The organism is Candidatus Eremiobacterota bacterium, from assembly GCA_031082125.1.
Lineage (GTDB): Bacteria > Vulcanimicrobiota > CADAWZ01 > CADAWZ01 > Ess09-12 > Ess09-12.
The window spans coordinates 77680-103144 of the sequence record JAVHLM010000021.1; the positions used below are offsets into that span (position 1 = coordinate 77680).

At 58.5% G+C, this 25465-nt stretch carries 19 protein-coding genes; 9 read left to right on the plus strand and 10 right to left on the minus strand.

Annotated features, from left to right (window positions below; translation table 11 throughout):
* Nucleotides 1-68 precede the first annotated feature (68 nt).
* On the plus strand, nucleotides 69-2279 hold the full coding sequence (locus RDV48_20980; protein ID MDQ7825288.1) for a YfhO family protein: 2211 nt from the start codon (nucleotides 69-71) through the stop codon (nucleotides 2277-2279).
* Nucleotides 2280-2290: 11 nt separating this feature from the next.
* On the opposite strand, the gene RDV48_20985 is transcribed toward RDV48_20980, so the two are convergent.
* Both RDV48_20985 and RDV48_20990 read right to left on the minus strand, forming a co-directional pair.
* Entirely contained in the window at nucleotides 2291-3658 is a 1368-nt protein-coding gene (locus RDV48_20985; protein MDQ7825289.1) for an MFS transporter, read from the minus strand.
* Between the two features lie 84 nt (nucleotides 3659-3742).
* Nucleotides 3743-4015: a hypothetical protein gene (locus RDV48_20990; protein MDQ7825290.1), complete on the minus strand. Its 273-nt coding sequence runs from the start codon at nucleotides 4013-4015 to the stop codon at nucleotides 3743-3745.
* A gap of 152 nt (nucleotides 4016-4167) precedes the next feature.
* Between RDV48_20990 and RDV48_20995 the strand changes: the two genes are divergently transcribed.
* From RDV48_20995 to RDV48_21005, 3 genes are all read left to right on the plus strand, one after another.
* A complete protein-coding gene (locus tag RDV48_20995; protein ID MDQ7825291.1) occupies nucleotides 4168-5706 on the plus strand; it encodes a hypothetical protein in 1539 nt (512 codons plus the stop codon).
* 91 nt (nucleotides 5707-5797) lie between these two features.
* Complete coding sequence (locus tag RDV48_21000) at nucleotides 5798-6190, plus strand: hypothetical protein (protein MDQ7825292.1); 393 nt, start codon at nucleotides 5798-5800, stop codon at nucleotides 6188-6190.
* Between the two features lie 186 nt (nucleotides 6191-6376).
* The gene (locus tag RDV48_21005; protein ID MDQ7825293.1) at nucleotides 6377-7504 is read left to right on the plus strand and encodes a hypothetical protein; all 1128 of its coding nucleotides are present in this window, start codon (nucleotides 6377-6379) and stop codon (nucleotides 7502-7504) included.
* A gap of 176 nt (nucleotides 7505-7680) precedes the next feature.
* Here RDV48_21005 and RDV48_21010 read toward each other — a convergent pair whose 3' ends face one another.
* The 4 genes from RDV48_21010 to RDV48_21025 all read right to left on the minus strand — a co-directional run bounded on the left by RDV48_21010 (nucleotide 7681) and on the right by RDV48_21025 (nucleotide 11776).
* Nucleotides 7681-7983, minus strand: coding sequence for a hypothetical protein (locus RDV48_21010; protein ID MDQ7825294.1), 303 nt, complete (start codon nucleotides 7981-7983; stop codon nucleotides 7681-7683).
* 163 nt (nucleotides 7984-8146) lie between these two features.
* Entirely contained in the window at nucleotides 8147-10501 is a 2355-nt protein-coding gene (locus RDV48_21015) for an HNH endonuclease signature motif containing protein (GenBank protein MDQ7825295.1), read from the minus strand.
* A 343-nt stretch (nucleotides 10502-10844) separates the two neighbouring features.
* On the minus strand, nucleotides 10845-11390 hold the full coding sequence (locus tag RDV48_21020; protein ID MDQ7825296.1) for a hypothetical protein: 546 nt from the start codon (nucleotides 11388-11390) through the stop codon (nucleotides 10845-10847).
* A gap of 119 nt (nucleotides 11391-11509) precedes the next feature.
* On the minus strand, nucleotides 11510-11776 hold the full coding sequence (locus RDV48_21025; protein MDQ7825297.1) for a hypothetical protein: 267 nt from the start codon (nucleotides 11774-11776) through the stop codon (nucleotides 11510-11512).
* Nucleotides 11777-12193: 417 nt separating this feature from the next.
* On the opposite strand from RDV48_21025, the gene RDV48_21030 reads away from it, so the two are divergent.
* The 5 genes from RDV48_21030 (at nucleotide 12194) to RDV48_21050 (ending at nucleotide 21970) form a co-directional block, all read left to right on the plus strand.
* On the plus strand, nucleotides 12194-12925 hold the full coding sequence (locus RDV48_21030; GenBank protein ID MDQ7825298.1) for a nucleoside deaminase: 732 nt from the start codon (nucleotides 12194-12196) through the stop codon (nucleotides 12923-12925).
* A gap of 1059 nt (nucleotides 12926-13984) precedes the next feature.
* Nucleotides 13985-18505: a DEAD/DEAH box helicase gene (locus tag RDV48_21035; GenBank protein ID MDQ7825299.1), complete on the plus strand. Its 4521-nt coding sequence runs from the start codon at nucleotides 13985-13987 to the stop codon at nucleotides 18503-18505.
* Nucleotides 18506-18577: 72 nt separating this feature from the next.
* Nucleotides 18578-19192, plus strand: coding sequence for a hypothetical protein (locus tag RDV48_21040; GenBank protein ID MDQ7825300.1), 615 nt, complete (start codon nucleotides 18578-18580; stop codon nucleotides 19190-19192).
* A gap of 336 nt (nucleotides 19193-19528) precedes the next feature.
* Entirely contained in the window at nucleotides 19529-21154 is a 1626-nt protein-coding gene (locus tag RDV48_21045) for a hypothetical protein (protein ID MDQ7825301.1), read from the plus strand.
* 99 nt (nucleotides 21155-21253) lie between these two features.
* Nucleotides 21254-21970, plus strand: a complete 717-nt coding sequence (locus tag RDV48_21050) for a hypothetical protein (protein MDQ7825302.1) — start codon at nucleotides 21254-21256, stop codon at nucleotides 21968-21970.
* Between the two features lie 42 nt (nucleotides 21971-22012).
* Here RDV48_21050 and RDV48_21055 read toward each other — a convergent pair whose 3' ends face one another.
* Genes RDV48_21055 through RDV48_21070 form a run of 4 tightly spaced genes read right to left on the minus strand, consistent with a single transcriptional unit; the run spans nucleotide 22013 to nucleotide 25464 of the window.
* Nucleotides 22013-23302, minus strand: coding sequence for an L-serine ammonia-lyase, iron-sulfur-dependent, subunit alpha (locus tag RDV48_21055; GenBank protein MDQ7825303.1), 1290 nt, complete (start codon nucleotides 23300-23302; stop codon nucleotides 22013-22015).
* 38 nt (nucleotides 23303-23340) lie between these two features.
* Nucleotides 23341-23547: a hypothetical protein gene (locus tag RDV48_21060; GenBank protein MDQ7825304.1), complete on the minus strand. Its 207-nt coding sequence runs from the start codon at nucleotides 23545-23547 to the stop codon at nucleotides 23341-23343.
* Nucleotides 23548-23598: 51 nt separating this feature from the next.
* Complete coding sequence (gene add, locus RDV48_21065; GenBank protein ID MDQ7825305.1) at nucleotides 23599-24636, minus strand: adenosine deaminase; 1038 nt, start codon at nucleotides 24634-24636, stop codon at nucleotides 23599-23601.
* Between the two features lie 33 nt (nucleotides 24637-24669).
* Entirely contained in the window at nucleotides 24670-25464 is a 795-nt protein-coding gene (locus RDV48_21070) for an ABC-2 family transporter protein (GenBank protein ID MDQ7825306.1), read from the minus strand.
* Nucleotide 25465 lies beyond the last annotated feature (1 nt).

The window sequence follows — 25465 nt, forward strand, 5'->3', positions numbered from 1 at the left end:
CCGCCCCCAGGCAATAAGAATGTTTTTTTCCCCCTGCGGAGAACCATTATGGACAGGAGAAAAGAAAAATGAAGAGGGACTTCAGGGAGCCTGCCATCCACCTGCTTCTTGCCGCTGTCATGGTGATGCTGATATTTTACCCCGCATCGGCGGGGAAGGCCCTTATCTACAGCGGCGATTTCACGGGGTCCGATGCCCTCGATCTCAACATTCCCCTGAAGTTCAACCTTGGTGCTGCCCTCCGCTCGGGAGAGCTTCCGCTGTGGACTCCCCTTCTTCTGAATGGCTATCCCCTCCTTGGCGAAGGGCAGACGGGGATCTTTTATCCCCCGAACCTGCTGTTTTCACTGCTGCCAATGCTCTGGTGCGCCAACGGGCTCATTTTTTTTCACCTGCTTCTCGCCGCTTCCGGGCTCTACGCATACGGGAGGCTCAAGGGGCTCTCCTGGGAGGCCGCCACCTTCTCTTCGCTTGTCTTCTCCTTCTCGGGCTTTTACGTGCTTCACCTTCGCCATCTCAACATGCTTGAGGCAGCCTCGTGGTTTCCCTGGCTTTTCTATTTCGCCGGGCTTCACCTCTCGTCGCGGAAGCCTGCCGCCCTCCTCTCCTGGTCTGCGGTGCTTGCCCTGCAGTGGCTCTGCGGCCATCCTGCCATAACCTACCTGGGGCTTTTCGGCGTGGCCCTTCTTTATGGCGCCACCTTTATAAAGGATATAAGAAAGGGAAAGTCCTTCCTTCTGCCCCTGTCATTTATCGGCGCCGCCTCTCTCTCAGGGCTCCTGGCCGCCGTGCAGCTTCTTCCCACTCTTGAGCTCGTGCCCCTCTCCCTGCGCTCCTCCCTGACCCGCAGCGACGTGGCTCACTTCCCTTTCGCCCTGGAGTCCCTCTGGCATTTTATAAATCCCTATTTCATGGGGAACCCTGCCCGGGGCGCCTACCCGCTCTCCGCCATTGTCAGCAAGGGTGTTTTCTGGGAAAACTGCGCCTATATAGGGATTCTCCCCCTTCTGATGGCCTTCGGGGCCCTCCGGTGGTGGAAGGAGGACGGCCGCGTGAGGGGCTTTTCCCTTTTTGTCATTTCAGGAATCGTGCTGGCTCTTGGCCCTGCCACCCCCCTTTATGGCCTGCTTCTGAAGGTCATTCCCGGCTTCCACCTTTTCAGGTTTCCCGCCCGGTTCCTGGTCTATGCCCTTTTCGGCCTCGTGCTTCTCGCGGGAGTTTTCTGGGACAGGATTGCCCCTGCCGTCAAGGGGAGCAGGGCCAGGCTTGCCATGTTCTGCCTTGTGTTTCTCGTGAGCTCTGCCAACCTCGCATGGTTCTGCCGCTCATTCAATGCCTTTCTCGAGCCCTCATGGTGCGGTCCTCCTCCCACGCTTCGCAGTGTTTTGCAGGGTCATGACGGCAGCCGCATTTACAGCTTTGCAGCCCTCCTCTCCTGGCAGCGCGCTTATATAAAAGACAGGGGATGGATGGGCCCCAGGGAGAATCTTGACCGTTACCGCTCCCTCCTTGCCCCTGACTATAACCTCCTTTTCGGCGTTCCCCAGGTGGGAGAGAAGACTTGGTGCGAGGGGGGGATGGCTCCCTCGCGCATGGCAGAGCTTGCCGGGATAGTTGAAAGGGAGGCCATGCCCCTCTACGGCGGCAAGGTCATCCTTGTTCCCGACGGGATGATAAGGCTCCTCAGGCTTCAGCACACAGGCTTCATCTGCTCCGTGGATATGCTTGCCCACCCAGCCCTTGAGCGCATAGCGGGAAGCGATGACGGGAAAGAAGTGAACGTGTACCGCATAAAAGGCTCCCTTCCCAGGGCATCCATGGTATACCGCCACCGGGTTTTTTACGACAGTGATGAGCTTCGCGGGGCCCTTCTTGACCCTTCATTCGCGCCTGAGCAGGAGGTGCTTCTTGAGGAGGAGCCCGCCATCGTGCCCCGGGGAACCGGGGTGGGGAAGGTGGAGCTGCTCCGCGAATCTCTCAATGGTCTTGAATACTCGGTTTCCACCGATCATGACGGCTTCCTTTTCCTCGCCGACACATGGTTTCCCGGGTGGAAAGCTTCTGTTGACGGCGTCCCTGCGAAGATATTCAGAGCTGATTATGCTTTCCGTGCGGTAGCCGTGAGGGCGGGGACCCACAGGGTAGCTTTTTCTTACAGGCCCGCGTCGCTTGAGCAGGGAGCCCTTCTATCCCTGGCCGGTCTGTTGCTGCTCTCAATCCTGGGATGGAAGACCCGCCAGAGCCCGCGGGAAAAACCCGGGACAGCTCCCTCGTTTTAAATCAGTGAGAGCTATCCGGTTTTTGTTTCCCGGGCTTTCTGCCTGTCCCTCAAGGAAGTGACGACATTGAAGGCAAGGAGCGCGAGGAAGGCTGCAAAGCCTATGCCGGCAAAGACATACCAGATATAATGGGCATGGGCGTACTGGGAAGGGAGGGCCGTGCCGTTGGCAATGGCCTGCTGCCATGCGGTGTGGGCTTCGGGGGAAAGCTTGTCGGGATCGGGGCACCATGCGTTCAGAAGGTACCCCGAGATGCCGAAGCCCAGCAGGTTCCCGAAGAAGCTGTTCAGGTGCGAGTAGCCCATGTAGAGGCCTGTTTCCCCCGGAGGCGCCTGTTTCGACGCGTATTCCAGGAACCGCGGCGAGAGAAAGCATTCCGCGAAGCCCTGGAGGGCGATTCCTGCAATCAGCACGGCTGTCACGGGATGTATGGCGAAGCCCAGGAAAGGGATACTGGAGCCCCATATTTTGACGGCCGAGGGGCTCAGGCTCATGGTAAGCGAAGAGAAGGGGATCAGAAAGAGGGCTATCGCTATGGACTGCACGGGCCTGAGGTTCCTCACGAGCTGGGTGACGGGAAGGACAAAGAGGATGACCACCAGGGGGTTCACATTGGCATACCACTCAGGCGATGCCGATTCACCGACGGTGCGGAGCACGTACTTGGGCATGGTGGCGTAAAGCTGGTGCTGTATGGCCCAGAATCCCCCCACGATGATGATGATGGCCATGAACCTCAGGTTTTTCACTACCTTCAGGAGGCCCTGCCAGATCTCCCTGAAGCTTTTCCCCACGCCGGTCGTGTCCACGTTCTTATAAAGGATGAGTATGATGACCAGGGCGGCTATGCACATGAGCGCCGAGGCGATATTGATATACTCTATGCCCAGGCCGGTCCTGAGGGGCTTGGCGAGGGTCTTGCCGGAAAAGGAGCCGATGTTGACCATCTGGTAGAAAATGGAAAACGCCCTGGCCCGGTTGGCCTCGTCTGAGCACTTGGCCACCGTTCCCGTGATGACGGACTTGATGAAAGAGCCTCCCACCATGATGATGGCGAGGGCCATGATGGTCGTGGGCTTTGTCTGGAAGAGCCCCAGCATGCCGTAGCCGATTGCAAGGAGGATGAACGCAAGCGCGAGAGCTTTTCTGAAGCCTATCCTGTCGGCCCAGGCGCCGCTAATGGTGGGGGCGAAGTAAAGGAGCGCGGCGAAGACTCCCGATATCCAGCCGGCCTCTATGTCATTGAAGCCGATGAGGTTCGTGAGGTAGAGGGTGAGGGAGATGAACATCCCGTAATAGGCTGCCCGCTCCAGAAGCTCCACGGAGTTTGCAGTCCAGAACTCCCTGGAGAATCTCCAGGTAAGCTGTCCCTCCGGCATGGAAGATCTCCTTTCACGTGGTAAGGGTTATTATAGCAGATTGGCGGCCGTTGGCAAGAGGCCATGCTCCCCGGTGACAGCCTGTCAGAGCGCAGAGCCGTCCTTATCAGAAGGCCGCGCTCCGATGAGCCGCCTCAGCAGGAGCACCTCCAGGGTACCCAGCACCAGCAGCACCGCGGTCACGAAATACCGTTCCCCGGCCTTGGGGCCTTCTGCCGCTTCATCAAAGGGAATGCATACCACGAGGGCAAAAACAAGAAAGCATACCGCCGCCAGGTTGGCGATGGCTATGACAGTCACCACTATCTTCGCTGAAGCGTTCATGAAGAGCCTCTTGTCGTTTCCATGCCTCACCATGCCCCCCATGATGGAATATCATACATTCACGACATCGACTGCTTTTCCTTTGATTTTTACAAAACAGCAACAAAATATTAACATAATGTTTGTTAACAAATTAACTGTTTATGATATACTAGGATCAAGCACAGAGAAAAGGAGAGGATACCATGACCATACAAGCCCTTCCCTGGATGAGCACCTCGGCAGCCCCCGCCAATGAAGGACTCGAAAGCACTCCGCCTCAGGTCCGGCCCGGGCTTGCGGCGGCAGAATCCTCCCTGCAGGTTCTTTTTCTCAGGGACAGCGTGGACAGGCGCTTCCAGGGCTATCATGGAATAATCGCCGCTGAGTATGCCGATGCCCTTGACGCCCGGAGAGATGCACCGAGCGACGGGGAGCTCAGGATGCTCTTCGGGGCCTGGTCAGGCGAGATATCATCGCTTCTCAAGTCAAGGAGCGACGTGAAGATAGGCGATCTGGCCAGGCTCTCCCACAGGCCCGATCTCCTCGCGAAAGTCCTCTCCACCCTCAACAGCCGGCCCGATCTCCCCTTCGCAAGCCTCATGCATAAGAACTGCGAGGGGAAGCTCTCCCTGGACATGACCGAGCTTGACACCGGCTTCAGGGTGATGAGCAACCTTGAAAACGAGGCGCCCATAGAAAAATACCGTGACGAGGACCTGGAGCTCATTTTCGGCATGCAGGGAAAGATGGTCAGGGATTTTCTCACCGCGAGGAAAGACATCAGGCTCAACGAGATCATCGCTGTGAGAAACGACAAGAGGGGGCTCCCCGAGCTCTGCCGCCTCCTTGCCGAGAGAAGGGACTTCGCCATAGGCGACGTGCTTCACCGATCTCCCGACGGCACCGTTTCCATCACCTGGTCGGTGAGCGATGACATCTCCAGGGAGATCATGGGCACACGAAGGGATGTAAAGCCCAAGGAGCTCTCGAGGCTTTTTGCCTACCTGGTGAAGGCCTTTGACGGGAACCCCCAGATGGCCAGGAGAGCCTACCTGCACACGGCAAAGCTTCTCAAGCAGCGCTCCGACATCTCTCCCGACTCGGTGGGCAGGATGGTCTCCCGGATGTCCGATCAGCTCGAGATGGTAAGGCCCCAGGGACCGATGGCCGGCCGTTTGATGAATGCCACCAAGCTCGAGATGATCGAGAGCTCCGCCGAGCTTCTCAGCACGAGAAGAGACCTGGGCACCGACGACATGACCAGGCTCTCGGAAAGCATGATAACGAGCTTTGGAGACAAGAACGACGCATTTTCGCTGAGGCGCATAGGAAAAGGCTTCAAAAACGCCGCGGAGATGCTGAGGAAGCGACCCGACGCAGGGATAGGTCAGGTCCAGTCCCTTCTCTGCACCCTTGACTTTGCCGTCCCGGGCAGGAACCGCTACGCCATGGAAAACAAAGCCTCTCTTTTCGGCACGGTCTCGAAGGCGCTCGCCGCAAAGCCGTACCTTCAGCCGGAGCAGGTCCAGGGCCTCATCTTCAACAAAGCCTGGGGAAGAGGCTTTGACAACGGCTTCTCGCTCTTGTGCTCGGTGAACAGGATCCTGTCGGCTCTCCCGGGCTCTTCCAGGGAACCAGGGCAGAAGGAGGCTCCCGGGGCCAAGGAGATCCAGGGGGGAAAGGACACCGGGGGGGAGCAGCAGAGCCCCGGGGCCCAGGTGGAAAAGGGCGGGGAGGAGTAGAGGAGCCGGGACGGCCATGCCTGTGCCGGGTGACAGGAAAACCCCGCTCCATCACAGAAGAGCATGGCAGTCCTACACTTGAGAGAGCACCATGAGCGAGACACTTTTCCCCCTCCCTGAGGATGCGAAACCCTGGCCCAGGGGAATCCGGGAGCCTGAGCCCCATGCGCAGCCTGTAAAAGCGAAAAATATCAAAGACGGGCGTTATTTCAGCACGTGGCCAGACGGGGGGATCCGTGTCTTCGGCCTTTTCGAGGAGGGCTGGCTTGTGGAATGGATATACTTCCATGAGGAGCAGGACTCCGGCTATGCCCGCTCTGACAGGTGGCCCTGGTGTGCCCAGTATTATTATGCGAACGGCACCGCCGAGGATTTCAACATGTGGGATGACAGCTCCAGGCCCTATGATGCCGGGATGACCTTCGAGGAGTGGGTGAAAGAGCAGGTTGCATCCATGCTGAAGTGGGCTCCCAGGAGGCGATAGCTCTTGGGATGAAATACATGCAGGCCCTGTCTTCCGGCAAGGGCACCAGGCGCCATGGCCCTGTGCCTGTTCGTGACGCAATCTTAAAAGATATGTAACAAAAAATTAAACAAAAGGCCTTAACAATCATGCGTGGTGATATTATAATAGAGAGAGAATAGTGAGGAAAAACTCCGGGAGAGACCTATGACGGACCGTATCGACTTTTCAGGATCTGATCCGCTCTCTGCAGCCCGCTTCCGGGAGCCGGTCGATTCCAGGCGCGTCGAGCGGGATGCCGCGCTTGAAAGAAGTGAGCCTGATTCAATGGAAGCGGTAGATCCCTCCCGGGCCTCTGAGCTTACCCGCTTTCATAATATGGTCCTCCAGGACATCGACAGGCTCCGATACCCGGCCGCATTACCCGATCTCACCGCGGCTCAGGCGCAACAGACTCATACTTCTGCAGGCTCACAGGACCCGGTTGACTATGATATGCCACTCCCGTCGGGAGAGCAGAGCCCTGCCGGCACAGATCAGAATCCTGCTGCAACCGGGGAGCCCCCCGGCCCGCTCAACGGACAAGCCCCTGCAGCCCAGGGACCTGTGGCGAGTGCCCCGCAGGCGGCTCCAAAGAAATATTACCATGGCTCCCCGGAGGAGCAGCTCCTGCAGGCAAAGCTTGATAAAGCGAAGCGCTCGGGAAACAAGGCGCAGGCAAGAACTGCCAGGGAGAACCTTAAAGTTTACTGGCGCAAGATTGTCGATGAGGAATACGGCTCCCTCACCAGGGAGAGCTTTCCCAGGGAGCTGAAGCGTCTTAAGCAATCCTATAAAGAGAATCCCAATGACTTCCAGGTTCAGTACAGGCTCCATGCGCTGTCATTGAGAGCCAAAGCCTGCGGCGATAATACCGCGATCAAGGAGATAGAGAAGATAAGGAACGGCTCCCTCAAAAGGTCTTCTCCCACCGGGAATGCCATCGCTGATTATGCCGACACCCACGTGGGAGGAAACGGGCACCAGTGCTACGCTTATGTGGCAGATGCCCTTGAGAGCGCGGGGATCAAAGTCTGGGGGGAATCGGCTTACATGGCGGCCGATCAGCTTGCCAGGAATCCAAAAGTCCGCGAGATAAAGGGAATCAAGGCCGATCAGCTCTCATCCCTTCCCAAGGGCGCCATCGTGGTGTGGAATCATGGCGACGGGCACCCCGACGGGCATATCTCCATAGCTCTCGGCAACGGCAAGGAAGTGAGCGACATAGTGAGAACGCAGCTCACCGATTATGGCACGTCGTTCCGGGTCTTTGCGCCCGTTGACCTGGTCGAGTGACGGGAACCGGCTCTCCTCCCGCAGGGTCATGGTGATTCCGGCCGAAGGTCCCCTCCTTGGATCTCTCCGGCATCGCGCCTCCGGGTGATATATGGAGCAGTGAAGGGCATATTGACTGATAAAAACAAGCAGCCCGAGACTCACGTCCCGGGCTGCCGCTCCAGGCTCATATTTTTCTAATGACGAATGCTTTCCCAGATACTCTCCAAGGCCCCCAGTATGCTCTTTTTACGAAACACCTCGTCTCTTGTGTAATCCATGGAGCCCCTCTTTACCGCGCGATCCTGATCTCCGTCCATGGCGTCTTCAAGCCTGCGACGGTACCCGAATACCTCGGCCCCCCCCTTCATTGCTCCGTATGCCCCATCTGCAGCGGTATGGAGGTTTCCGTACCCGACAGCCGCCCTTGAAGCGCCATTCATTGCTCCTGACATTGAGATGCTTCCGATAGTCTGAGCATAGTCGCCCCGGTCTCCCATAGGTCACAGCCTCCTCTTTGGATTTTTCCCACCAGAGTTCATCATACCAGGAGCATATTACCAATTTGTGACGAAATTGTAACATTTGTGTGCCTTTATTGGACTTTTGCCGTCAATGCGGGCGGGCCTGTCCGGGGTACTGCTGCAATTAACATTACTGCCACTAGAGCCTTTTCCTGCCGCGCGGGAAGATGAAGGTGAGACCATGGGGCGCCAGGCCCCTGATGATGAGGTGGCCCTCGTGGAGGCACCGCAGGTGGTGGGCCCTGCAGAGGGTGATGAGGTTCGCTTCGGTTGTGGGGCCGCCATGGGAGCGGTATTGAATATGATGGCCGTGGAGGTTGCGGCGGCAACGGCAGCCGGGGGCCTGGCACTGGTAGCGGTCCCGGGCAAGGACGCGGCTGTGGAGGTCTTTTTTCTCTGGGTGGTCCCGGGCGGCAAGGAAGGCATCAAGGAGGGCCTCGATGAAGAGGGGAAGGAGCGCCGCATCTGAAGCCTCGGGGCCGGGGTCTCCCTTGGAAGCGTGAGCGCCCCGGGATGCTTCCCAGAGTCTCGCCGCGTGGTTCCAGAGGGGGATGAGGTCCCGTTTGAGGAAGAAGTTGATGAGGGCGCCCCTCTCTGAGAGGTTTGATCCGAAGGTCCCCTCTTTTGAGATCTCTCCCGAGAGGATGGAGAGGATCTCAGGGAGTTCGGGGTGCTCCCCGCCACCGGTGACCTGCCAGATGACGGCGGGGTTCTCCTCCCATGCAGACAATGAGCCTCCTTCCACGGTTTTCTGCTGTGCACAAATCTGTACTCCGGCGTCAAAACCATTGTCCCCACTGGGTTCCGTGGCATTAGAGAGTGCAAGGGAAACCCTCTTGACGGACCTCCCCGTGACGGCCACCTCGAAGGCCTCGGGATGGATGTCCCACTTTTTGTGGACCGCCCTCTTCGCGAAGCGGAGGAACCCATCGACCGCCTGCAAGAGGGTAGCCACCGGGACCTCCTGGGCATAGGAGAGCCATGCCCCATGGGCGCGGGTCCCCTCAATAAAGACCCTGGCAAGATGCCGCGCCTGCTCGGGGGTGAGCTTCCCCACCTCTACAAGGTCCAGCATATCGGGATACTCAAGATAGCTCCTTTCCATTTTTATAAGAGAATACGCGGTGCTGCGGGACATCCCGAGGCGCTCCCGGGTGTAATGCCCGAGGGAGAGGAAGAGCATGTCCTTGTAGAGGCCGAAATTGTTGAGGGTCCGAAGGAGGCGCCCCTGGTAGAACGAGAGGGAGTGGCGCAGGGAAGCCATCTTCCGGAGGCGGGCGACCGTCTCGAAGGGATCGGCGGGAGGGCGCACCCGGGTGCCATCGGGAGTAACGATGGTATCCCTGGTGGGGAGCTCATCCCAGGGAGCGACTCCCTCAGAGCTATCGTTGTCCGATGCTGAAGAGCCTGAGCCCTCGGGGAGCATGTGGCGCCCGGGAGCTTCGAGCTCCGAAGGAAGCTCCACCGCGACAGGCTTCCATGGCAAAAACTCCCAAAGATGAGAGACCTCTTCGAGGTCCTTGTGGACCTGGCGGGCCAGTTCCTTGTCCCGCTCGCCGAAGGAGGCCTCGTCATCGAGGGAGCTGATTGCCCCTGCCAGGGCGCCCACGAGAAGGGCTTTCTCCTCTATTCCGGAATGGCGCTGAAGCTCCGGCTTCTCTGTCCCGATGGTGCCGGGAGCATTGATTGCATCGCTGCCTGCTGTCCCCATGTGGCGGCAGAGAGCTGCGCCCTGGCTTTCTATGCCCTGGGTCCCGATGCCATCGAGTGGCGCCGAGGCGGCGAACTCGGCAAGAAGGGCCTCCACGAAAGACTCCGAAGAGAGCTCCGCCTCCTCCATTCTGCGGAAGACCTCGAGGGCCCGGTCCCACTTCGCGGCAACGGAGAAAGGAACCCGCGCGCTTACGGCGAGGCTCTCTGTGCCCTCTTCATCGTCATCCCCGGCGACGAATGCGTTGATGCCGCTCCCCACGGCTTTACAACGCTTCACCTCCTCTTCTAGTCCTCTGATAGTGGAATCCATGGCTTTTCGGAGCCACTCCGCCTCGGTCTCAGGGGTCACGACCTGGAAAAGGAACCGCAGCGCGCTCTTGCGCAGAAGCCCCTTCTCGAGAGCCTCCCTGATGAGGGGGAGCTTCTGAAGGGCCTTCGCGTTCCGCATCAGCTCATAGCCGCTCCTGGAAGAGATCCCCAGCTCCTCACGCACAAAATCGCCGACACGCACATAGCCGAGCTTCTCGAGCTTCCCGTTGAGGGAGAGAAGGGCCTCCCCGATGAGGAGATCAAGCTTGCCACCAGCCTGGGAGAGGCACCAGAGGTTCCAGTCCAGGACCTCGGCGGTGAGATCGCGGAATATGTGCCGGCAGTTGGAGCGCGTGAGCACCTCGTCGGCGCCGTACGTGACCAGCGGGAGGCCGGGGCAAGCCCTGAAGACCTGCCCGCCCTCCATGACGGCCTCGTAGCCGGGATACTCTCGGATCACGCCGGTATTCACAATAGTCCTCCTTTCATGAATCTTTAAAGACAGATTGGATACGTTTGAATCCCTATAAATATTATACAAAAATGAGGCTGTCATGTCAAAAGGTTCGTCTGCAGAAATGCCTGTCATTACTGCTATTGAAGGCCATCGCCGGATGTAGTCTGGAGGGCCGTAGAGACCCGTGGTGCGATTTTTTTTGCCTGAAGCCCCTGAAAATCTCTCCAGCGCAGAAAAAAGGCCTCCTGCGGCAGGGCCGGGAGGCACGGGAGGAAAAGAGGGAATGAAAATAACAATTTTACCGCATTCTCAAGCCATACGCTCCTGTTCCTGAATCATGCCGCCCCGGGATGATCCGCTATTGTAACCAGTGGGAGCCGTCCTCGAGATCTATGCAGAGGAAGCGGTCATGGCCAAGGTCCAGAAACAGCACGGCGCTCGCCCTTCCGCATGAGAGTCTCACTATGACGGAGCCGCAGGCCATTCCAAGAGATACCCTTATGGTGACGGGCCCGCCGGCCTTGCTCCCGTTCTCGTAATAGGTATCCCCGGAAGAGGTCATCGCCCTGGCGCCATTGGAATAATAGGCATTCCCCGAGCTGTCAAGGAGTATCGCGCCATTTGAGTAATAAGCATTCCCGGAGCTCGTCATGAGCCGGCTCCCGTTGGGATAGTATGAATTCCCCGAGGTATCGTAAGCACTGGCCCCGTTGCGGTAGTATGCGGCGCCCGATGAAGTGCGGGTTTTTGCCCCGTTTGAATAATAGACATTTCCGGAATAGTCGGAGAGCCTCGCGCCGTTGGGGAAGTAAGCTTCCCCCGAAGAAGACGCCGGAGCCGATAATGCGAACACAAAGAGAATCATCAGGACAAGCATCACTGATGCACTTCTGGCAGAGCGCATTGCAAAACCCTCCTTATCGAATTGATTATCTTGCAAAAAGCCCGGCTCCTTGTGCCGGCAGCTGATTCCCTAAGGGCTCGCGAACTTCTTCACCGTGAGCTTGCCTCCCTGGGCCCAGTTCAGAAAGGCGACAAAAAGTAATCGGCAATCCTGCCGGTATTCATAAGGATGTAAAGGACCTTTGTTTCGTCGGTAAGCCACATCTCAGGCCTGTAATGGGTTTTAAGGTCCCGGACATCCGATATCTGATAATAGATGCATTCCTTTACCTTTTCGAGGCAGAAAAGGATCCCGTCTTCAAGCCTGGCCTGCCTGGAATCACAGAGAAATACAATACTGCCGGGGCCGTTGAGAGGGATGGTTATCGAGGAGCCGCCAAATTCCATTCACCATCAGTGCCTCGGTGCAGGCAGGATTGCTCTGGAGCACCTTTTCAATACACTCAAGGGCATCATTGCGGTTTCCTCTTGCGAGCAGTGTGTGAGCTCCCTGAGCAGGTAAGTTTCAGATGACGTGCTGCTCCTGCCTCCCAAAAGGCTGCCCATAATTACTCACTCCGGAGGGCAGGAGTTTTGATTTGCATGGAGTTCTGCCCCGGAACAATTATTCGAAAGCATCTCGAAAAGTCCCGGGAGATTCACTTCCTGTTCCCCGCTCTGACGCACCGCCTCCCGGCTTCCCGGGAATCTGCCCCCTTTCACCGCTTTTCGCCGGGAGATTTCTGGACTTTTCCGGAGATTTCTTGTATACTATCTGCGGGGGCCGGGGGCAGTCGAGACCAGGCTTTCTCACCTCCGGGAGAATTGAGGATTACCCGAGCCTTCACCGCGACGGTCTCCTGGAGAATATCGGGCAGTGCCGGCGCCTTGCCGGCCTGCGGAATCAGGCTTATCAATGGAGGCGAGAACATGCAGGAGTCAAGACGTGTTTTTTTCAAGGCTGCGGCAAGGACCGGAGCGGTCCTTTTGGCGACGACAGTCTCTTTGCCGGCCCATCGGGTGCTTGCCCTGGAAAAGACGGAATCCGGGAACTGGAACCCCCCTTCGGAACTGAAGGGTCTTCCCCTCAATCATCAGCAGATCCTGAAACATCTGAGGACGGCCAATGAAGTCGCCAAGGAAACGGCGGAATTCGGCCACCACCCCTTTGGCGCAGTGCTTGTGGCGCCGGATGGCGAGAGGGTGCTGATGAAACAGGGAAACCTCAGTACGATCCAGCATGCCGAAACAGAGCTCTCACGGCGGGCCTTTGAGCAGTACAACCCCGATTACTTGTGGGGATGTACCCTGGTGACGACCTTCGAACCTTGCGTCATGTGCGCCGGAAACGTCTATTGGGCCAACATCGGAAACCTGGTCTATGGCGTTGAGGAGACCACATTGAAGAAACTGACCGGCGCCAACAAGAACAACCCCACGATGAGCATGCCGTGCCGCACGATCTTCAAGGCGGGGCAAAAGCCCATCCTGGTGGCAGGCCCCTTTCCGGAACTGGAAGGCGAACTGGTCGCCCCCCACAAGAACTTCTGGAAATGAAGCTGCCCCGTCGCGGATTCCTGAGATAATGCGGCTCTTACTGCAATGTCTCCCTGGGAAAAGCGAGATGACATCAAGCCGCCGGAGTCGGCACCGAGGGGCGCACCTGCACCACCAGGACTCCTATGCCGATTACTATTTCCTCGATGTTTCTCGGGCGCAGCTAAAAAGCGAAGGAGCGGGGCAGGAAGGGCTCTGGTTCTGCCCCTGCCGCCTCAGGGCTTTCTGCCCGATATCCCGCCCTTTTCCCCGAACTGACACGGCGCTTCCCGGTATCTATCTTTCTTTGTCCCCCTTTCACCGCTTTTCGCCGGGAGATTTCCATGCATCATGGTTCGCCTTTCGTGGCAGACAGGGTGAGATGATGAATCCATGGGTGCGGGCAAAATCCTTGTACCTGCCCAGAACCACTACATTTTGTTTGCAGGCTTTCACAATACATAAGCCCTTTGAACCTCTGGCATATCCCCCCAGAGAGATTTACCCTCCCCTTGAGGATCGGGGGCACTCACCCCTTGCGCACCTGGAGCCTGACCTCCGGAAAGATCGCCTCCACCCTCTGTGCCGCAGGGCACAGACCCGGAAGAGCCTGTCGCGTATAATAAAATCAGAGAAGATGAAGAGAGAAAGGAATACAAAAGTCACGATATGGTCCTCCGAACCTGCACGCGAAGGCGTTGCCCCCACCCGGAGGACCTACATGGGAAACAAGGCCGATTCACATAAAAGCCTGCCGAGTCCTCCGGGAAATGAGGCAGGCTCTTTTCTAGCCCGGGGCAGGACTGAGGAGATCTTTACGCTGCACTTGCCATCACGTCCCGGAGAGCCGCACACGGAGGACGCCGCACACGGAGGACGCCACACACAGAGGATGCTACAGGCTGAATCTGTAGCTCTCTTCAAATCCCGCGAGGAGCCTCCTGGCGGGCAATCAGATTACGGAGGGCTGTCGTGAGGAAAAGGGAGGATAAGCTCTCCCCTCATAGGGAGCAGCCACACCATCTTGCCCCCTGTGCTATAATCAATGAGGCGGCACTCTGTTCTAGGACCTGGAGCACCATGCAAAAAGAGCAGTCTTCCCTCTCCCTCTTCCACCCCCTTGTGGCCTGCTGGTTCTCCGAAAGAATCGGCACTCCCACGGAGGTGCAGGCCGCCGCTTGGCCGCAGATTGCCTCGGGCTCCCACCTCCTCATCACGGCGCCCACGGGAAGCGGGAAAACTCTCACGGCCTTTCTCTGGGCCCTTGACCGCCTCGCCACGGGGAAGAGCAGCGGGGGCTTCACATCGGTGCTCTATGTCTCACCGCTGAAAGCCCTGAACAATGACATAAGGCGGAACCTGATGACGCCTCTCGGAGAGCTCAGAGATCTCTTCGAGAAAGAGGGGGAGCCCTTTCCCGGGATAAGGGTCCTCACCCGGAGCGGGGACACGCCCCAGGAGGAAAGGCGCCGCTTACAGCGCCATCCCCCCGAGCTGCTGATCACCACCCCCGAGAGCCTGAACCTCATGCTGAGCTCCGCCGGGGGCCGCACGGTCCTCGGGAGCCTTTCGACGGTGATACTCGACGAAATCCATGCCCTTTTTGCCACCAGGAGGGGAGCTTACCTTATGACGGCCGTGGAGCGGCTGGTGCGCCTGTCGGGGGAATTCCAGCGCATCGCCCTCTCCGCCACCATCAGGCCCGCTGACAAAGTCGCCGCTTTCATAGGAGGATACTCGCTCTCCATGGACGGCGCGGAACCCCGTTATGAGGCCCGTCCGGTAACAATCATAAGCTCCGGCATGAGAAAAAAGTACGATCTCTCTGTCCATTTCCCCGAGAAAGCCGCTCTCGACAGGGACAGGGAAAATTTCTGGCAGCCCTTTGCCGATGCCTTCAGGGAGAGGATCGCGCGCAACCGCTCCACCCTTCTCTTTACCAACAGCAGAAGGCTCGCTGAGAAGATGACCCTCGCGATAAACTGCGAAGGAAGCCTTGCCTATGCCCACCACGGCTCTCTCTCGCGGGAAATAAGGGAAGTGGTGGAGCAGAAGCTGAAAGCCGGCGATCTCAAAGCGATAGTGGCGACAAGCTCCCTGGAGATGGGGATCGATATCGGCTCACTTGACGAGGTGATCCTGATCCAGTCACCCTTTTCCATCTCGTCGGCAGTGCAGCGGCTGGGGAGGGCGGGGCACCAGGTGGGCGAGGTGAGCCGCGGCAGGCTCGTTCCCGTCAATTCCCACGATTTCGTCAGCGCGGCAGTGCTCACCAGAGCGGTCATGGAACATGATATTGAATCCCTGGCACCTGTAGAATGTCCTCTTGATGTGCTCGCTCAGATCCTCATCTCGATGACCGCAATGGAGCCATGGGACATCGATGAGCTCTTTGCCCAGATAAGGACCTGCTTCTCTTACCGGCGCCTCGGCAGGGAAGTATTCAACAGCGTGCTGGAGATGCTCGCAGGCCGCTATCAGAAGAGCAGGATCAGGGAGCTTGCACCCCGTGTCTCCATCGACAGGCTCGACAACACCGTCACCGCGAGGGAGGGGGCTATTAAGGTCGTGTACCGCTGCGGCGGGGTGATCCCTGACCGCGGCTATTTCCATATGCGGCAAAGTGATACAGGCGCGCTCCTCGGCGAGCTCGACGAGGAGTTCGTGTGGGAGAACCCCGAGGGGAGCATTTTCACGCTGGGGACCCAGAGCTGGAAGGTGGAGCGGATCACCCACAACGATGTCTTCGTCCAGCCTTCAAAAGTCTCGGGACCCCTGCCGCCCTTCTGGAAAGGAGAGCACTACGGGCGTGATTTCCACTTTTCAGCGAGGATCGGGGAGTTTCTCGAGGAGGCCGAGGCCCGCCTCAAGAGGGGGAGCCTCGCTGAATTCAGTGATGAGCTGAAAAAGAATCATTTCATGGACGACTGCGCGGCCCGGGAATTGATTGCCTTCCTCATGCGTCAGCGTGAGGCCACGGGGCGCGATCTTCCCCACCGCCACCATATACTGATAGAGCAGGTGAATTCGGGGCCAGACAGGCCCCCTGTGAGTCAGATCGTGCTCCACACCCTGTGGGGAGGCCGTGTCAACAGGCCCTATGCCCTGGCACTCCAGGCCGCGTGGATTGAACAGTTCGCCTATAAACCGGAGGTCCACGCGTCCGACGATTCTGTCATCATCATCTCGACTCATGAAGTAAGCGGTGATGAGATCCTCGCCCTGGTGAGCGGAGGGACCCTCCTGCCGCTCCTTCGCAGGCAGCTTGAGAGCTCGGGCTTTTTCTGCGCCAGGTTCAGGGAGTCTGCCCGGCGGGCTCTTCTGATAACCCCTTTCAGAATGAACCAGCGGATGCCCCTGTGGCTCTCGAGGCTCCGCTCACAGACGCTGCTGAACGCTGTCAGGCACTTTGATGATTTCCCCGTCATGCTCGAGACCTGGCGGTCGTGCATCAATGATGAGTTCGACATGGAAAGCCTCTCGAAGGTCCTCGCGGAGCTTGAAGCAGGAGTTATCGGGTGGACGGAAGTCACGATGGCCCATGGGAGCCCCTTCGCCCAGGCCGTCACATGGGAGCAGATCAATATATACATGTACAGGGAAGATCTGCCGGCCCCCGGCGGGCCATCGGGCCTGCGGGAGGACCTGATAAAATCCGTGGTGTTCTCGCCTGGCTTCCGCCCTGCCGTGCCTGCTGAAATTGTGAGCCTCTATGAAAGGAAGCGCCAGAGGCTCTTTCCGGGCTATTCACCTGCCACGCCGAGGGATTTGCTCGAATGGGTGAAAGAGAGGCTTCTTATCCCTGAAGATGAATGGAATGCCCTTCAGGATGCCGTAAAAAGGGATCATGGGATAAGCCCCTCCGACATTACCGTTGCGGTTGCCCGCAAACTTGCAAAGGTGTGCCTCAGGGGGGCGCACCAACCGCTGATTGCCGCCCGGGAAGAGCTCCCGCGGATAATGGAGACCCTGTATAAAGAGGGATCACCGGCAACGATAAAGCCTTATGACGAAGAGGGAAGCTTCCCTGACATTGAGGCCGCGGTACCGGGATATAAGCCCGCCGGGGCAGGCTCCTCCGAAGGGATATCCTCGGCAGTGCTGGGTGAATGGCTGCAGTTCTACGGCCCCAGGCCGTCGGCATTCATCGGGTCCTCGCTGGGAACAGGGAATCCGGAGCCCATGCTCGGGGAGCTTGCCGATGAGCAGAAGATCATCACCGGGAGGCTCATCGCCGGCGACGACAGGGAGCTGGTCTGCGAAAGCGGAAATTTCGAGGCCCTCCTCAGGATGAGCCGGGCCGCCGCAGTGCCGGTCTTTGAGCCTCTCGGCCTCGAAATGCTTCCCCTTTTTCTTGCCCATTACCATGGCCTCACCATGCCAAGGAATGATATTGATGGCTTGTACAATGCCCTTGAACAGCTCACCTGGTATCCCCTCTCTGCCGCGCTGTGGGAGTCGGAGATCTTTCCCGCCCGCTTTCCTCTTTACAGCCCCTCGTGGCTTGACACCCTGATGGCAGAGGGCGAGGTGCGGTGGATTGGCACAAAACCGGAGCACATTGCCTTCTCCTTCCAGGGAGACACCGATCTTGCAGGGAGCCGGGGAGAGGCCGGGGAAGGCCGGGAACTCTCTGCCCGGGGGAAGGGGGCGCCGGGCTTTGAGAGCCTCCTCCCTGACAATGAACGGCGCGCTGATTTTCCGTCGCTTGTGCGGATTTCAGGGTACGATCCGGAAACGCTTGCCGCGAGGCTCTGGGATGCGGTATGGAAAGGGCAGGTCACCAATGACACTTTCATCGCCCTCCGCCGCGGTATTGAAACGGGCTTCAGGTATCCCGGGCCTCCTGAAGCTTCCCATGATGAGGGGCGAAGGGGAAGAGGGCACCGCCGCAGGGGCATGGGAGCAGCAAAGGAGAGGAAGGCCGCGGGAAGATCAGCCGGGAACTGGTACCGCCTCGGGAGAGAGGGGCTTCCCGGAGACCTGCTTGATCTTGAGGAGCAGCACAAGGAGCGCGTAAGGCTTCTGCTTGACCGTTACGGCATCCTGTTCCGTGAGCTCCTCGCAAAAGAGCTCCCTGCCTTCAGGTGGCCAGCCCTCTTCCGCACTCTCCGCCTGATGGAGCTTTCAGGCGAGGTCCTCGCGGGGTGCTTTTTCAACGGGATTCCGGGACCCCAGTTCATGGCGCCCCATGCCTTCAGGATGCTGAAAAGAGAGCTGCCCGGCAGGGCTCTTTACTCTGTCAACGCCATGGATCCCGTGTCGATATGCGGCCTTCAGCTTGACGCGCTGAAAGGGCGGCTGCCGAAGCGTCTCCCCGGCACCCACTGCGTTTACCGCGGCACGGAACTTGCCCTGGTATCGGAGCGGAACGGCGCTTCCCTTACCTTTAAAGTGAAGCCTGATAATCCCGATCTCGAGGAGCTTCTTTCGCCGCTCCGGCGCCTGATGACACGTTCCTTTCAGCCTCTTCACCGGATTGTCGTGGAAACGATAAACGGCCTTGATGCAACCGGAAGTCCCTATCTGGATGCCTTTCAAGCATATTTTGATGTGGAGAGGGATTTCAGGACGCTGATCCTCTACGGGAAGCGGCAGTGAAAGTCTAAAGCCTCGCTCATTGACGGAGTTCAGGGTCAGGATCCGGAGAATCAAGAGGGATGAAAGGCGGGCTTGCAGAAGTCGTATGAGCGCCCTGAGGCCAGGGAGGGAGAGGCACTGGTAGAGGAGCGTGGCACTGATACCAGGGTGACAGAGAGCAGACAGAACCTGCGGGAGGAAAAGCATATGTCCGGGAGATTCGAGGAATACTATGTAAGAAGGACAGAGCGCGCGCCTGATCCCCGCTTTATGGAAGAGCATAAAGGTCTCTCTTTGATGGAGGCCCCGGCCGGCACCTATGTCCTTCTGCACCGCAATGAGGACCTGCTGGATTTCAGCGGCAATGAGTGCAGGCATTATTCCCTCATGACAGGCGAAGCGATCTATACAGGCGTTCAGGAAAATGTAGGCGCCTTTCATTACGAGCACTGGAAGGAAGGGGCACTTGAGAGGCTTCTGTCATACAATTCAGATTACTTCTGGCACAAGGTGGAAGGCACCGCTGAGGAATGGGAATCGAAGGTGCTGTTCACCGAGGAAGGCCTCAGATCCTCACTCCAATGCTATGACGAAGAGTTTCATGAGAGAATCAGGCAGGCCTGGGAGAAAAAAGAGATCAAGGAGGGCGATCAATTCCCGCCGATAAGCGAGACGGAGGCCTATCAGGGCCTGCTGGGATCTCTATAAGCAGAAATCCTGGAGATTAACACTGTGCGAGCAAGGATGTCCTTTCTTTTTATAGCAGCGATTCTATGGGGAGCAATGGCATTCTGTCAATGCGCCGTCCCCCCCTGATTCTCTCAACAGCCTGTCCTTGTTAACAAAATTTAAACATTTCCGGCGGATTTGTTCACAAAGTGAGGGTCTTGTAAACAGAATGTTAATTATTTTAATAAAAAGCTTCCACTTTTCATATTTATTTTACAAAAATCCCATTTACATGAAAACCAGATGAGGTGAAATACATGGTACAGCAAAGGAAAAATTCCGGGGAATTGCAATAGAATAACAGGGGGTGTCACGATGGACGGGATAAAAGGGATAGGTCAGAGTGGGCAGGTTACGCAGGCTGATCTCCAGAAGCTCGGGCAGCAGGGAGGAAAGCCGACGGGAGCAGGCGATTCTACATCGCTGATGGGAATACCCAAGTTCGTGGACGGCTTCCAGGTGTCGCCCGATCTCCAGGACGAGGGGGGCCTGCAGGGCCAGCAGGGCACGAACATGCTTGATGATGCCAAGAACCTCCTGAACCAGAATGGAATCAACCCTGATCAGCAGAACCAGGACCTCCAGAACTACATGAACGCCGCGCAGAAACAGAATGAGGACATGATGAAGCAGATGGCCAACGCCCAGAAGGCAGCCGCTGCCGGGCAGCTCGCAAACGGCATCATGTCGGGGATAGGGAACCTCCTGAAAGGCCTCAAGGGGGGCGGCGACAAAGGCGGCGGCGGCGGGAGCAAGGGCGGCGGCGGAAAATGCGATGACAAGGGTGCCGGGGCGCCTAAGGAGTCCAACCCCCAGCAGGGAAACAACCAGGTAAAGGCCGACAAGAACGATCCCAATGCCGAGGCGAAGCTCAAGGCCGAGGGCGCCAAGCAGGGCGACATCAAGGACGGCCAGAAACAGGACGGCGCCGAGAACCAGGCAAAGGCCCAGGAAGCAGGCAAGCAGAAGCAGGACGCCCAGGATACGAAGTCTCAGCTCGAGGGCGAGAAGCCCACGCAGGAGCAGGCGGTCAACGACGATAAAAACAATATCAAGGACGGCCAGGACCAGCAGAAGGAAGGCAAGGAAACCCAGAAGGAGGGCAAGCAGGAGCAGGAGACCGGCAAGCAGGAGAAGGCCCAGGGCAAGCAGCAGCAACAGGCTGGAAAGCAGGAGCAGACCCAGGGCAAGCAGCAGCAGCAGACGGGCAAGCAGCAGCAGCAGGCCGGAAAGCAGCAGGAGCAGTCCGGCGAGCAGCAGAAGTCCCAGGGCGAGTCGATGAAGGCTGCCGCCGCGGCAGATCCCGAAGGGGGCGGAGCCCAGCAGGCCCAGGGCGAGCAGATGGTGCAGCAGGGCGAGCAGCAGAAGACCCAGGGCCAGCAGCAGGATCAGCAGGGCAAGCAGACGGAGCAGCAAGGCAAGCAGCAGGAGGACAAGGGCAAGCAGACCGAGACCCAGGGCAAGCAGACTGAGGACAAGGGCAAGCAGACTGAGGACAAGGGCAAGCAGACTGAAACTCAGGGCAAGCAGACCGAGGACCAGGGCAAACAGACCGAAGAGACGGGCAAGCAGAATCTGGGTCAGGATCAGAAAGACCTTGAAAATACCAACCAGGGTATCCAGGACAACGCTGAAAAGGCCAAGCAGGCCGCCGGAGACCAGGCGGCAAACCAGAACGCCGCTGAGAAGAACAAGGCCAACGAGAACACGGCGGGGCAGAACGAGCAGAAGCTCAACGAGGCTGCCGAGAAAGTCAAGCCTACCCAGGGTCAGCAGCCCGGCACTGGCACGCAGCCCGGCACACAGCCCGGCACACAGCCCGGCACGCAGCCCGGCACGCAGCCCGGCACGCAGCCCGGCACGCAGCCCGGGACACAGCCCGGCACGCAGCCCGGCACGCAGCCGGTAAAACCACCGGGTCAGCAGCCGGGCGGTGGCTGAGGAAGCCAGAGCGGCGGTGGTTCACCGTCATCAGGCGGAGGAAACAGCGGCGGCGGCGGCAGTAAAGGCAGCGGCGGCGGCGGCGGCGGGATGCCCTCGATGGGCGGCGGCATGCCGATAATGGGCCAGCCTCCCAAGACGCCGGAGCAGCTCAGGAAAGAGATGGAGGCCATGGGCATCAAGTCCCCCTGGGACCTGATGGCCCAGATGGGCCAGAACCAGCAGAACCAGAACGGCGTGAACAACCAGGGCCAGCAGGGGCAGCAGGGCCAGCAGAGTCTGCAGAACCTCGGGCAGATAGCGTCGAGCGGCGATATGATGGGCGTGATGAACTATGGCAAGGCGCCTCAGCAGACGCAGCAGGTCCAGCCCACCACAGGAACAGGGTCATCCAACCTGGCTCAGATGGGCGCCTCCGGCGACATGATGGGCGTCATGCAGGGCGGCAAGCCCCAGGGCGGGACTGCTGCAGAGGGACTTATGGGAGCAGCACCTGCGGGCGATGGACTGGCGTCAGCGCCGGCAGTCACCGAGACAGCTCCCACCGAAGGCCCGCAGCAGGCCAGGGGCACCGGCGAGGCCTCTATAGAGGAAGCTGACGATTCAGTCACGGTGAATCTCGGGGATTTCGAGGACGTGAGCGGAGGGGGGTCAACAGTGGCCCCGTCAGGGAGCGGCGGCGTCATTGACCAGGGGATTGATGCATCGTCGGTCGGGGCATCCGATGACGAAGGGGGTAACAGATTCCCTCCGAACCTTGTCACGGGCTCAAAGATATTCAGCTCGCTGATGAAGTCGCTGAACGGGGATTCCTAGCAGGAGCGCATGGAGAAGGGGCTCGCGGCACGCGGGCCCCTTTTATTTTTTGCCCCGGTCTTTCTCTTTCATGATGTCCACGATTGTCTCGTCCATGTGCTCCATGCCGATCTCGGTGATGCGCGTGAGGTTGCGGATGGTCTCCTCGGCCGTGTGCCCCACGAAGCCCTCCAGTCCGTCGATGCCATAATGGTGGATTCCCAGGTAGGCGGCCCTGATTGCGGCATCTGTGGAGCTCACCACCTTGAAGGCGCAGCCGCTTTTCGCGCCGTCACAGATCATTCCCCCTATGTCGCTCACCATGTTGTTGATGGCAGTAGTTATCCCCTCCAGGTCCCTCCCGTTCTTCTGGTAGACCAGTGCCGCCGTGGCGCCAATCCCCGCGGCTATGGCGCACCCGCATATGGGAGCCAGCTCCCCGATGAAGACCTTCACGTAGGCGTTGAGAAGGTGTGAGAGGGCGATGCTTTTCAGAATGGTCCTCTCGTCAATGGAAAAGTGCTTGCCCACGTTGTAAGGGACAAGGGTGGCAACGATCCCCTGGTTGCCGCTTCCCCCGCTCGCCATGGCAGGCTTCGCCATCCCGTCCATCCGGGCATCTACGGCGCATGAGGTAAGGATTTTTGTCGAGGAGAAGACATCGTTCTGCAGGAACCCCTTGGTGAGAAGGTCCAGCAGATAGGAGCCCACCTTCTTGATGTGGACTCCTTCCTGGGAGAGGGCAAGGTTCATTGCCACACCCTCCGACAGGTATCTCATGTCTTCTTCATCGATTGCCTCCGCCAGGGTGATAAGGTCATCAATCGAGAGCTTGCTGAGCTCGTCCTTGTAAGGGGCATGGCTATGCTCGCAGGAATTGCCCTTTTCATCAATGAGGACCCTGCCGTCGCGCTCCAGGTAGACCACATTCGTGTGGCTCCCGGCGATGATGCAAGTGCTCCTGTGGTGGGCTGTCTCCATATCGACCTTTACATAGAAGGTGGTGCACCGGGGATGGACTTTTATGGAAGCCCGTTTCTCCTCTATCAGACGGCCTGCCAGGGCAAGCTGCTCTTCTGTCACCTTGCTCAGGATCTCCATTTTTTTCGAGGGATCCCCGATGATGCAGCCCAGCGTGCCGGCAATGAGGTTCCCCTTCCTGCCACCCGTGTTGGGCACCGTGACCGCAAGGCCGTTCTTGTAGGTCCCCTGGTTCACCACGAAGCTTATCTTCTCAAAAGGCTCTTCAATACCCTCGGCGGCAATGCTCCCCGCGTAGGCCAGGGAGATGGGCTCGGTGCATCCCATGGCCGGGAATACCTCGTGGGCAATCACTTCCTTGTAAACATTCATTGACAGCTTACCGCCTCTCCCCTGAGGGGAGTGCCTTTTTATTTCCCTGGCTCCTCGTCATCAGGATCGGGCTCGTCTTCTTCGACGATCTCCTCATCCTCTTCGACGGGCTCCTCGAAGTCGTCGAGGGTATAGCCTTCCCGCTCCAGGATGTCTTCCATCATCTCGAGAAGATCCCTCACGGCGAGAGCCATCTCGGCAAAATCATTGACGTCAATCTCTATGGTTTCCTTTTCTTCTTCCATGGGTTCCTCTCTCTTTCTTTCCATAACAATGCACAGGCTCTCTTCATTCTCTCAGGCTCCCTTTTCTTCCTTCCACGAGGGGTGGAGGGAGAATTCCCCGGCGCGCTTCTCCTTCTCCCCGCGGGAGCACCACGAGGATTCTATGGCATTCAGGATGAGCTTCCTGATATCTTCCCTGGTGAGGCCGAAAGCTCTCATGAGAGCCCTGTATTCCCCTGCAAGAGACGTTCCGAACATGGCGGGGTCGTCGGTATTGACGGTCACCTTGAGGCCCAGCCTGAAATAGCGGGCCACGGGATGCTCTTCAAGCGAAGCTACCACGCCTGTCGCCACGTTCGAGAGAGGGCACAGCTCCAGGGGCACCTGGCGCTCACCGAGGTAGCGTACAAGGTCATCGTCTTCAAAGGCGCGGGTCCCGTGTCCTATCCTCTCCACTCCAAGGCTCCTGAGAGCCCCCCAGATGCTCGGGGCCCCGGCGGCCTCCCCGGCATGGGCCGTGGTGTGAAAGCCCAGGCGCTCCGCCTTTTTATAGACGCGGGTAAAGGCTTCAGGGGGATACTGCTGCTCCGATCCGCCTATCCCGATGCCGATTATCCCCAGGTGGCGCACCTCTGTCGCTTCGTCCAGGGTCCGCTCGCCGCGGCAGGGCCCGAAGTCCCTCACAAGGTCGGCGATGAGGGCCACCTCGATTTCCGGCACTTTTGAAAGCCCCCCTCTTATGGCTTCGGCGATGAGAGAAGTCGAGAGGTTCCGGCGGGAGAAGTCGCCGGGGGAGAAAAAACACTCGGCATACCTTATGCCCTGCGCCGCAAGGTGGCGGGCCACTGCCTCCGAGAAGAGGGTGAAGTCCTCGTACTCTCTGATGAAGCTGTTTTTCCAGCTCCACGTGGCAATGAACTGCGGGAAGCTCCTGTAGACGAACTTTTCCCTGAGGGCTCCGAGCGAGGGCACATCGCCTGTGCCGCCGTACTTTTCCACGAGCGTCCAGAGGGTATCGAGGGGGATTGCCCCTTCAAGGTGAAGGTGGAGCTCCACCTTGGGGATCCTTTCAAGCCACTCCAGGGTGCCGTCATGATGCCTTTCCTCCATGGTCCCTCCTAATCGTCAAAGCTTTATACCGTCTTAAATATTCACATTCATGGCGCTCCCTGACTCATAGCGGCGGAGCCCCCTGTAAAAAACCAGGGAAAGAAGGATTATAAAGGCCAGGCTCGCCAGGGCAAGGCCGGGGAGGCTCTCCCAGCGCATGTGCTTCACGATGTCAAGGGGGACTGCCCCGATGAGGGCCGCGGGGAGCACCGTGAGGACCACGAACTTGACCCCGCCCTGGTAAATGTCGCCGGGGTACATGGCAAGGGCCAGGATCGAGTTGTAAAGCTGCGCCGCAAGCTGCGCCGCGTTCCCCATCCAGAAGCTCAGGCTCCCGAAGAGGGAGAACACCGAGACCATGATGGCCGCCGAGCAGAGGGACGTGAGGGCCCAGAGAAGCCATGCTTCTGCACTGTGGGGGCCTGCAATGATGAAGGTGATGATCCCGAACACAAGGTCGCCCCATGCCGAAAAGAGTGAGCGTGACGCCAGTATATGGAGAAGCACGTTTCTGGGGAGCACGAGATAGTAATCCAGGCGCCCCCTGGCGATGTGGTCGGCAAGCTTTGAGCAGTTCCCGAAAAATCCCAGGGCGATTCCGTAGGCGGTGGTGATAATGGAAAAGAGGAGGAGCATGTCTTTGAGCTGCCAGGAGCCAATCTTTGAGAAGCGGTGAAAGAAGAGGATCCAGAAGGTGAACATGATGGCGTCGTTCACCATCATTCCAAGGGCCTGGCTGATGAAGCTCACGCGGTATTCCATCGCCGAGGAGATGTTGAGCCTCCATAGTGAGAGAAGGAACCGCAGCTCTCCTGCCAAACGATTCATA

What these genes read in the sequence shown, in the direction of transcription:
- RDV48_21035 (MDQ7825299.1), top strand. Translation starts at nt 13,985, where the DNA reads ATGCAAAAAGAGCAGTCTTCCCTCTCCCTCTTCCACCCCCTTGTGGCC.
- RDV48_21050 (MDQ7825302.1), top strand. Translation starts at nt 21,254, where the DNA reads ATGGGCGGCGGCATGCCGATAATGGGCCAGCCTCCCAAGACGCCGGAG.
- RDV48_21005 (MDQ7825293.1), top strand. Translation starts at nt 6,377, where the DNA reads ATGACGGACCGTATCGACTTTTCAGGATCTGATCCGCTCTCTGCAGCC.
- RDV48_21045 (MDQ7825301.1), top strand. Translation starts at nt 19,529, where the DNA reads ATGGACGGGATAAAAGGGATAGGTCAGAGTGGGCAGGTTACGCAGGCT.
- RDV48_21025 (MDQ7825297.1), bottom strand. Translation starts at nt 11,776, where the DNA reads ATGGAATTTGGCGGCTCCTCGATAACCATCCCTCTCAACGGCCCCGGC.
- RDV48_21070 (MDQ7825306.1), bottom strand. Translation starts at nt 25,464, where the DNA reads ATGAATCGTTTGGCAGGAGAGCTGCGGTTCCTTCTCTCACTATGGAGG.
- RDV48_21055 (MDQ7825303.1), bottom strand. Translation starts at nt 23,302, where the DNA reads ATGAATGTTTACAAGGAAGTGATTGCCCACGAGGTATTCCCGGCCATG.
- RDV48_20980 (MDQ7825288.1), top strand. Translation starts at nt 69, where the DNA reads ATGAAGAGGGACTTCAGGGAGCCTGCCATCCACCTGCTTCTTGCCGCT.
- add (MDQ7825305.1), bottom strand. Translation starts at nt 24,636, where the DNA reads ATGGAGGAAAGGCATCATGACGGCACCCTGGAGTGGCTTGAAAGGATC.
- RDV48_20985 (MDQ7825289.1), bottom strand. Translation starts at nt 3,658, where the DNA reads ATGCCGGAGGGACAGCTTACCTGGAGATTCTCCAGGGAGTTCTGGACT.
- RDV48_20995 (MDQ7825291.1), top strand. Translation starts at nt 4,168, where the DNA reads ATGACCATACAAGCCCTTCCCTGGATGAGCACCTCGGCAGCCCCCGCC.
- RDV48_20990 (MDQ7825290.1), bottom strand. Translation starts at nt 4,015, where the DNA reads ATGGTGAGGCATGGAAACGACAAGAGGCTCTTCATGAACGCTTCAGCG.
- RDV48_21000 (MDQ7825292.1), top strand. Translation starts at nt 5,798, where the DNA reads ATGAGCGAGACACTTTTCCCCCTCCCTGAGGATGCGAAACCCTGGCCC.
- RDV48_21010 (MDQ7825294.1), bottom strand. Translation starts at nt 7,983, where the DNA reads ATGGGAGACCGGGGCGACTATGCTCAGACTATCGGAAGCATCTCAATG.
- RDV48_21020 (MDQ7825296.1), bottom strand. Translation starts at nt 11,390, where the DNA reads ATGCGCTCTGCCAGAAGTGCATCAGTGATGCTTGTCCTGATGATTCTC.
- RDV48_21060 (MDQ7825304.1), bottom strand. Translation starts at nt 23,547, where the DNA reads ATGGAAGAAGAAAAGGAAACCATAGAGATTGACGTCAATGATTTTGCC.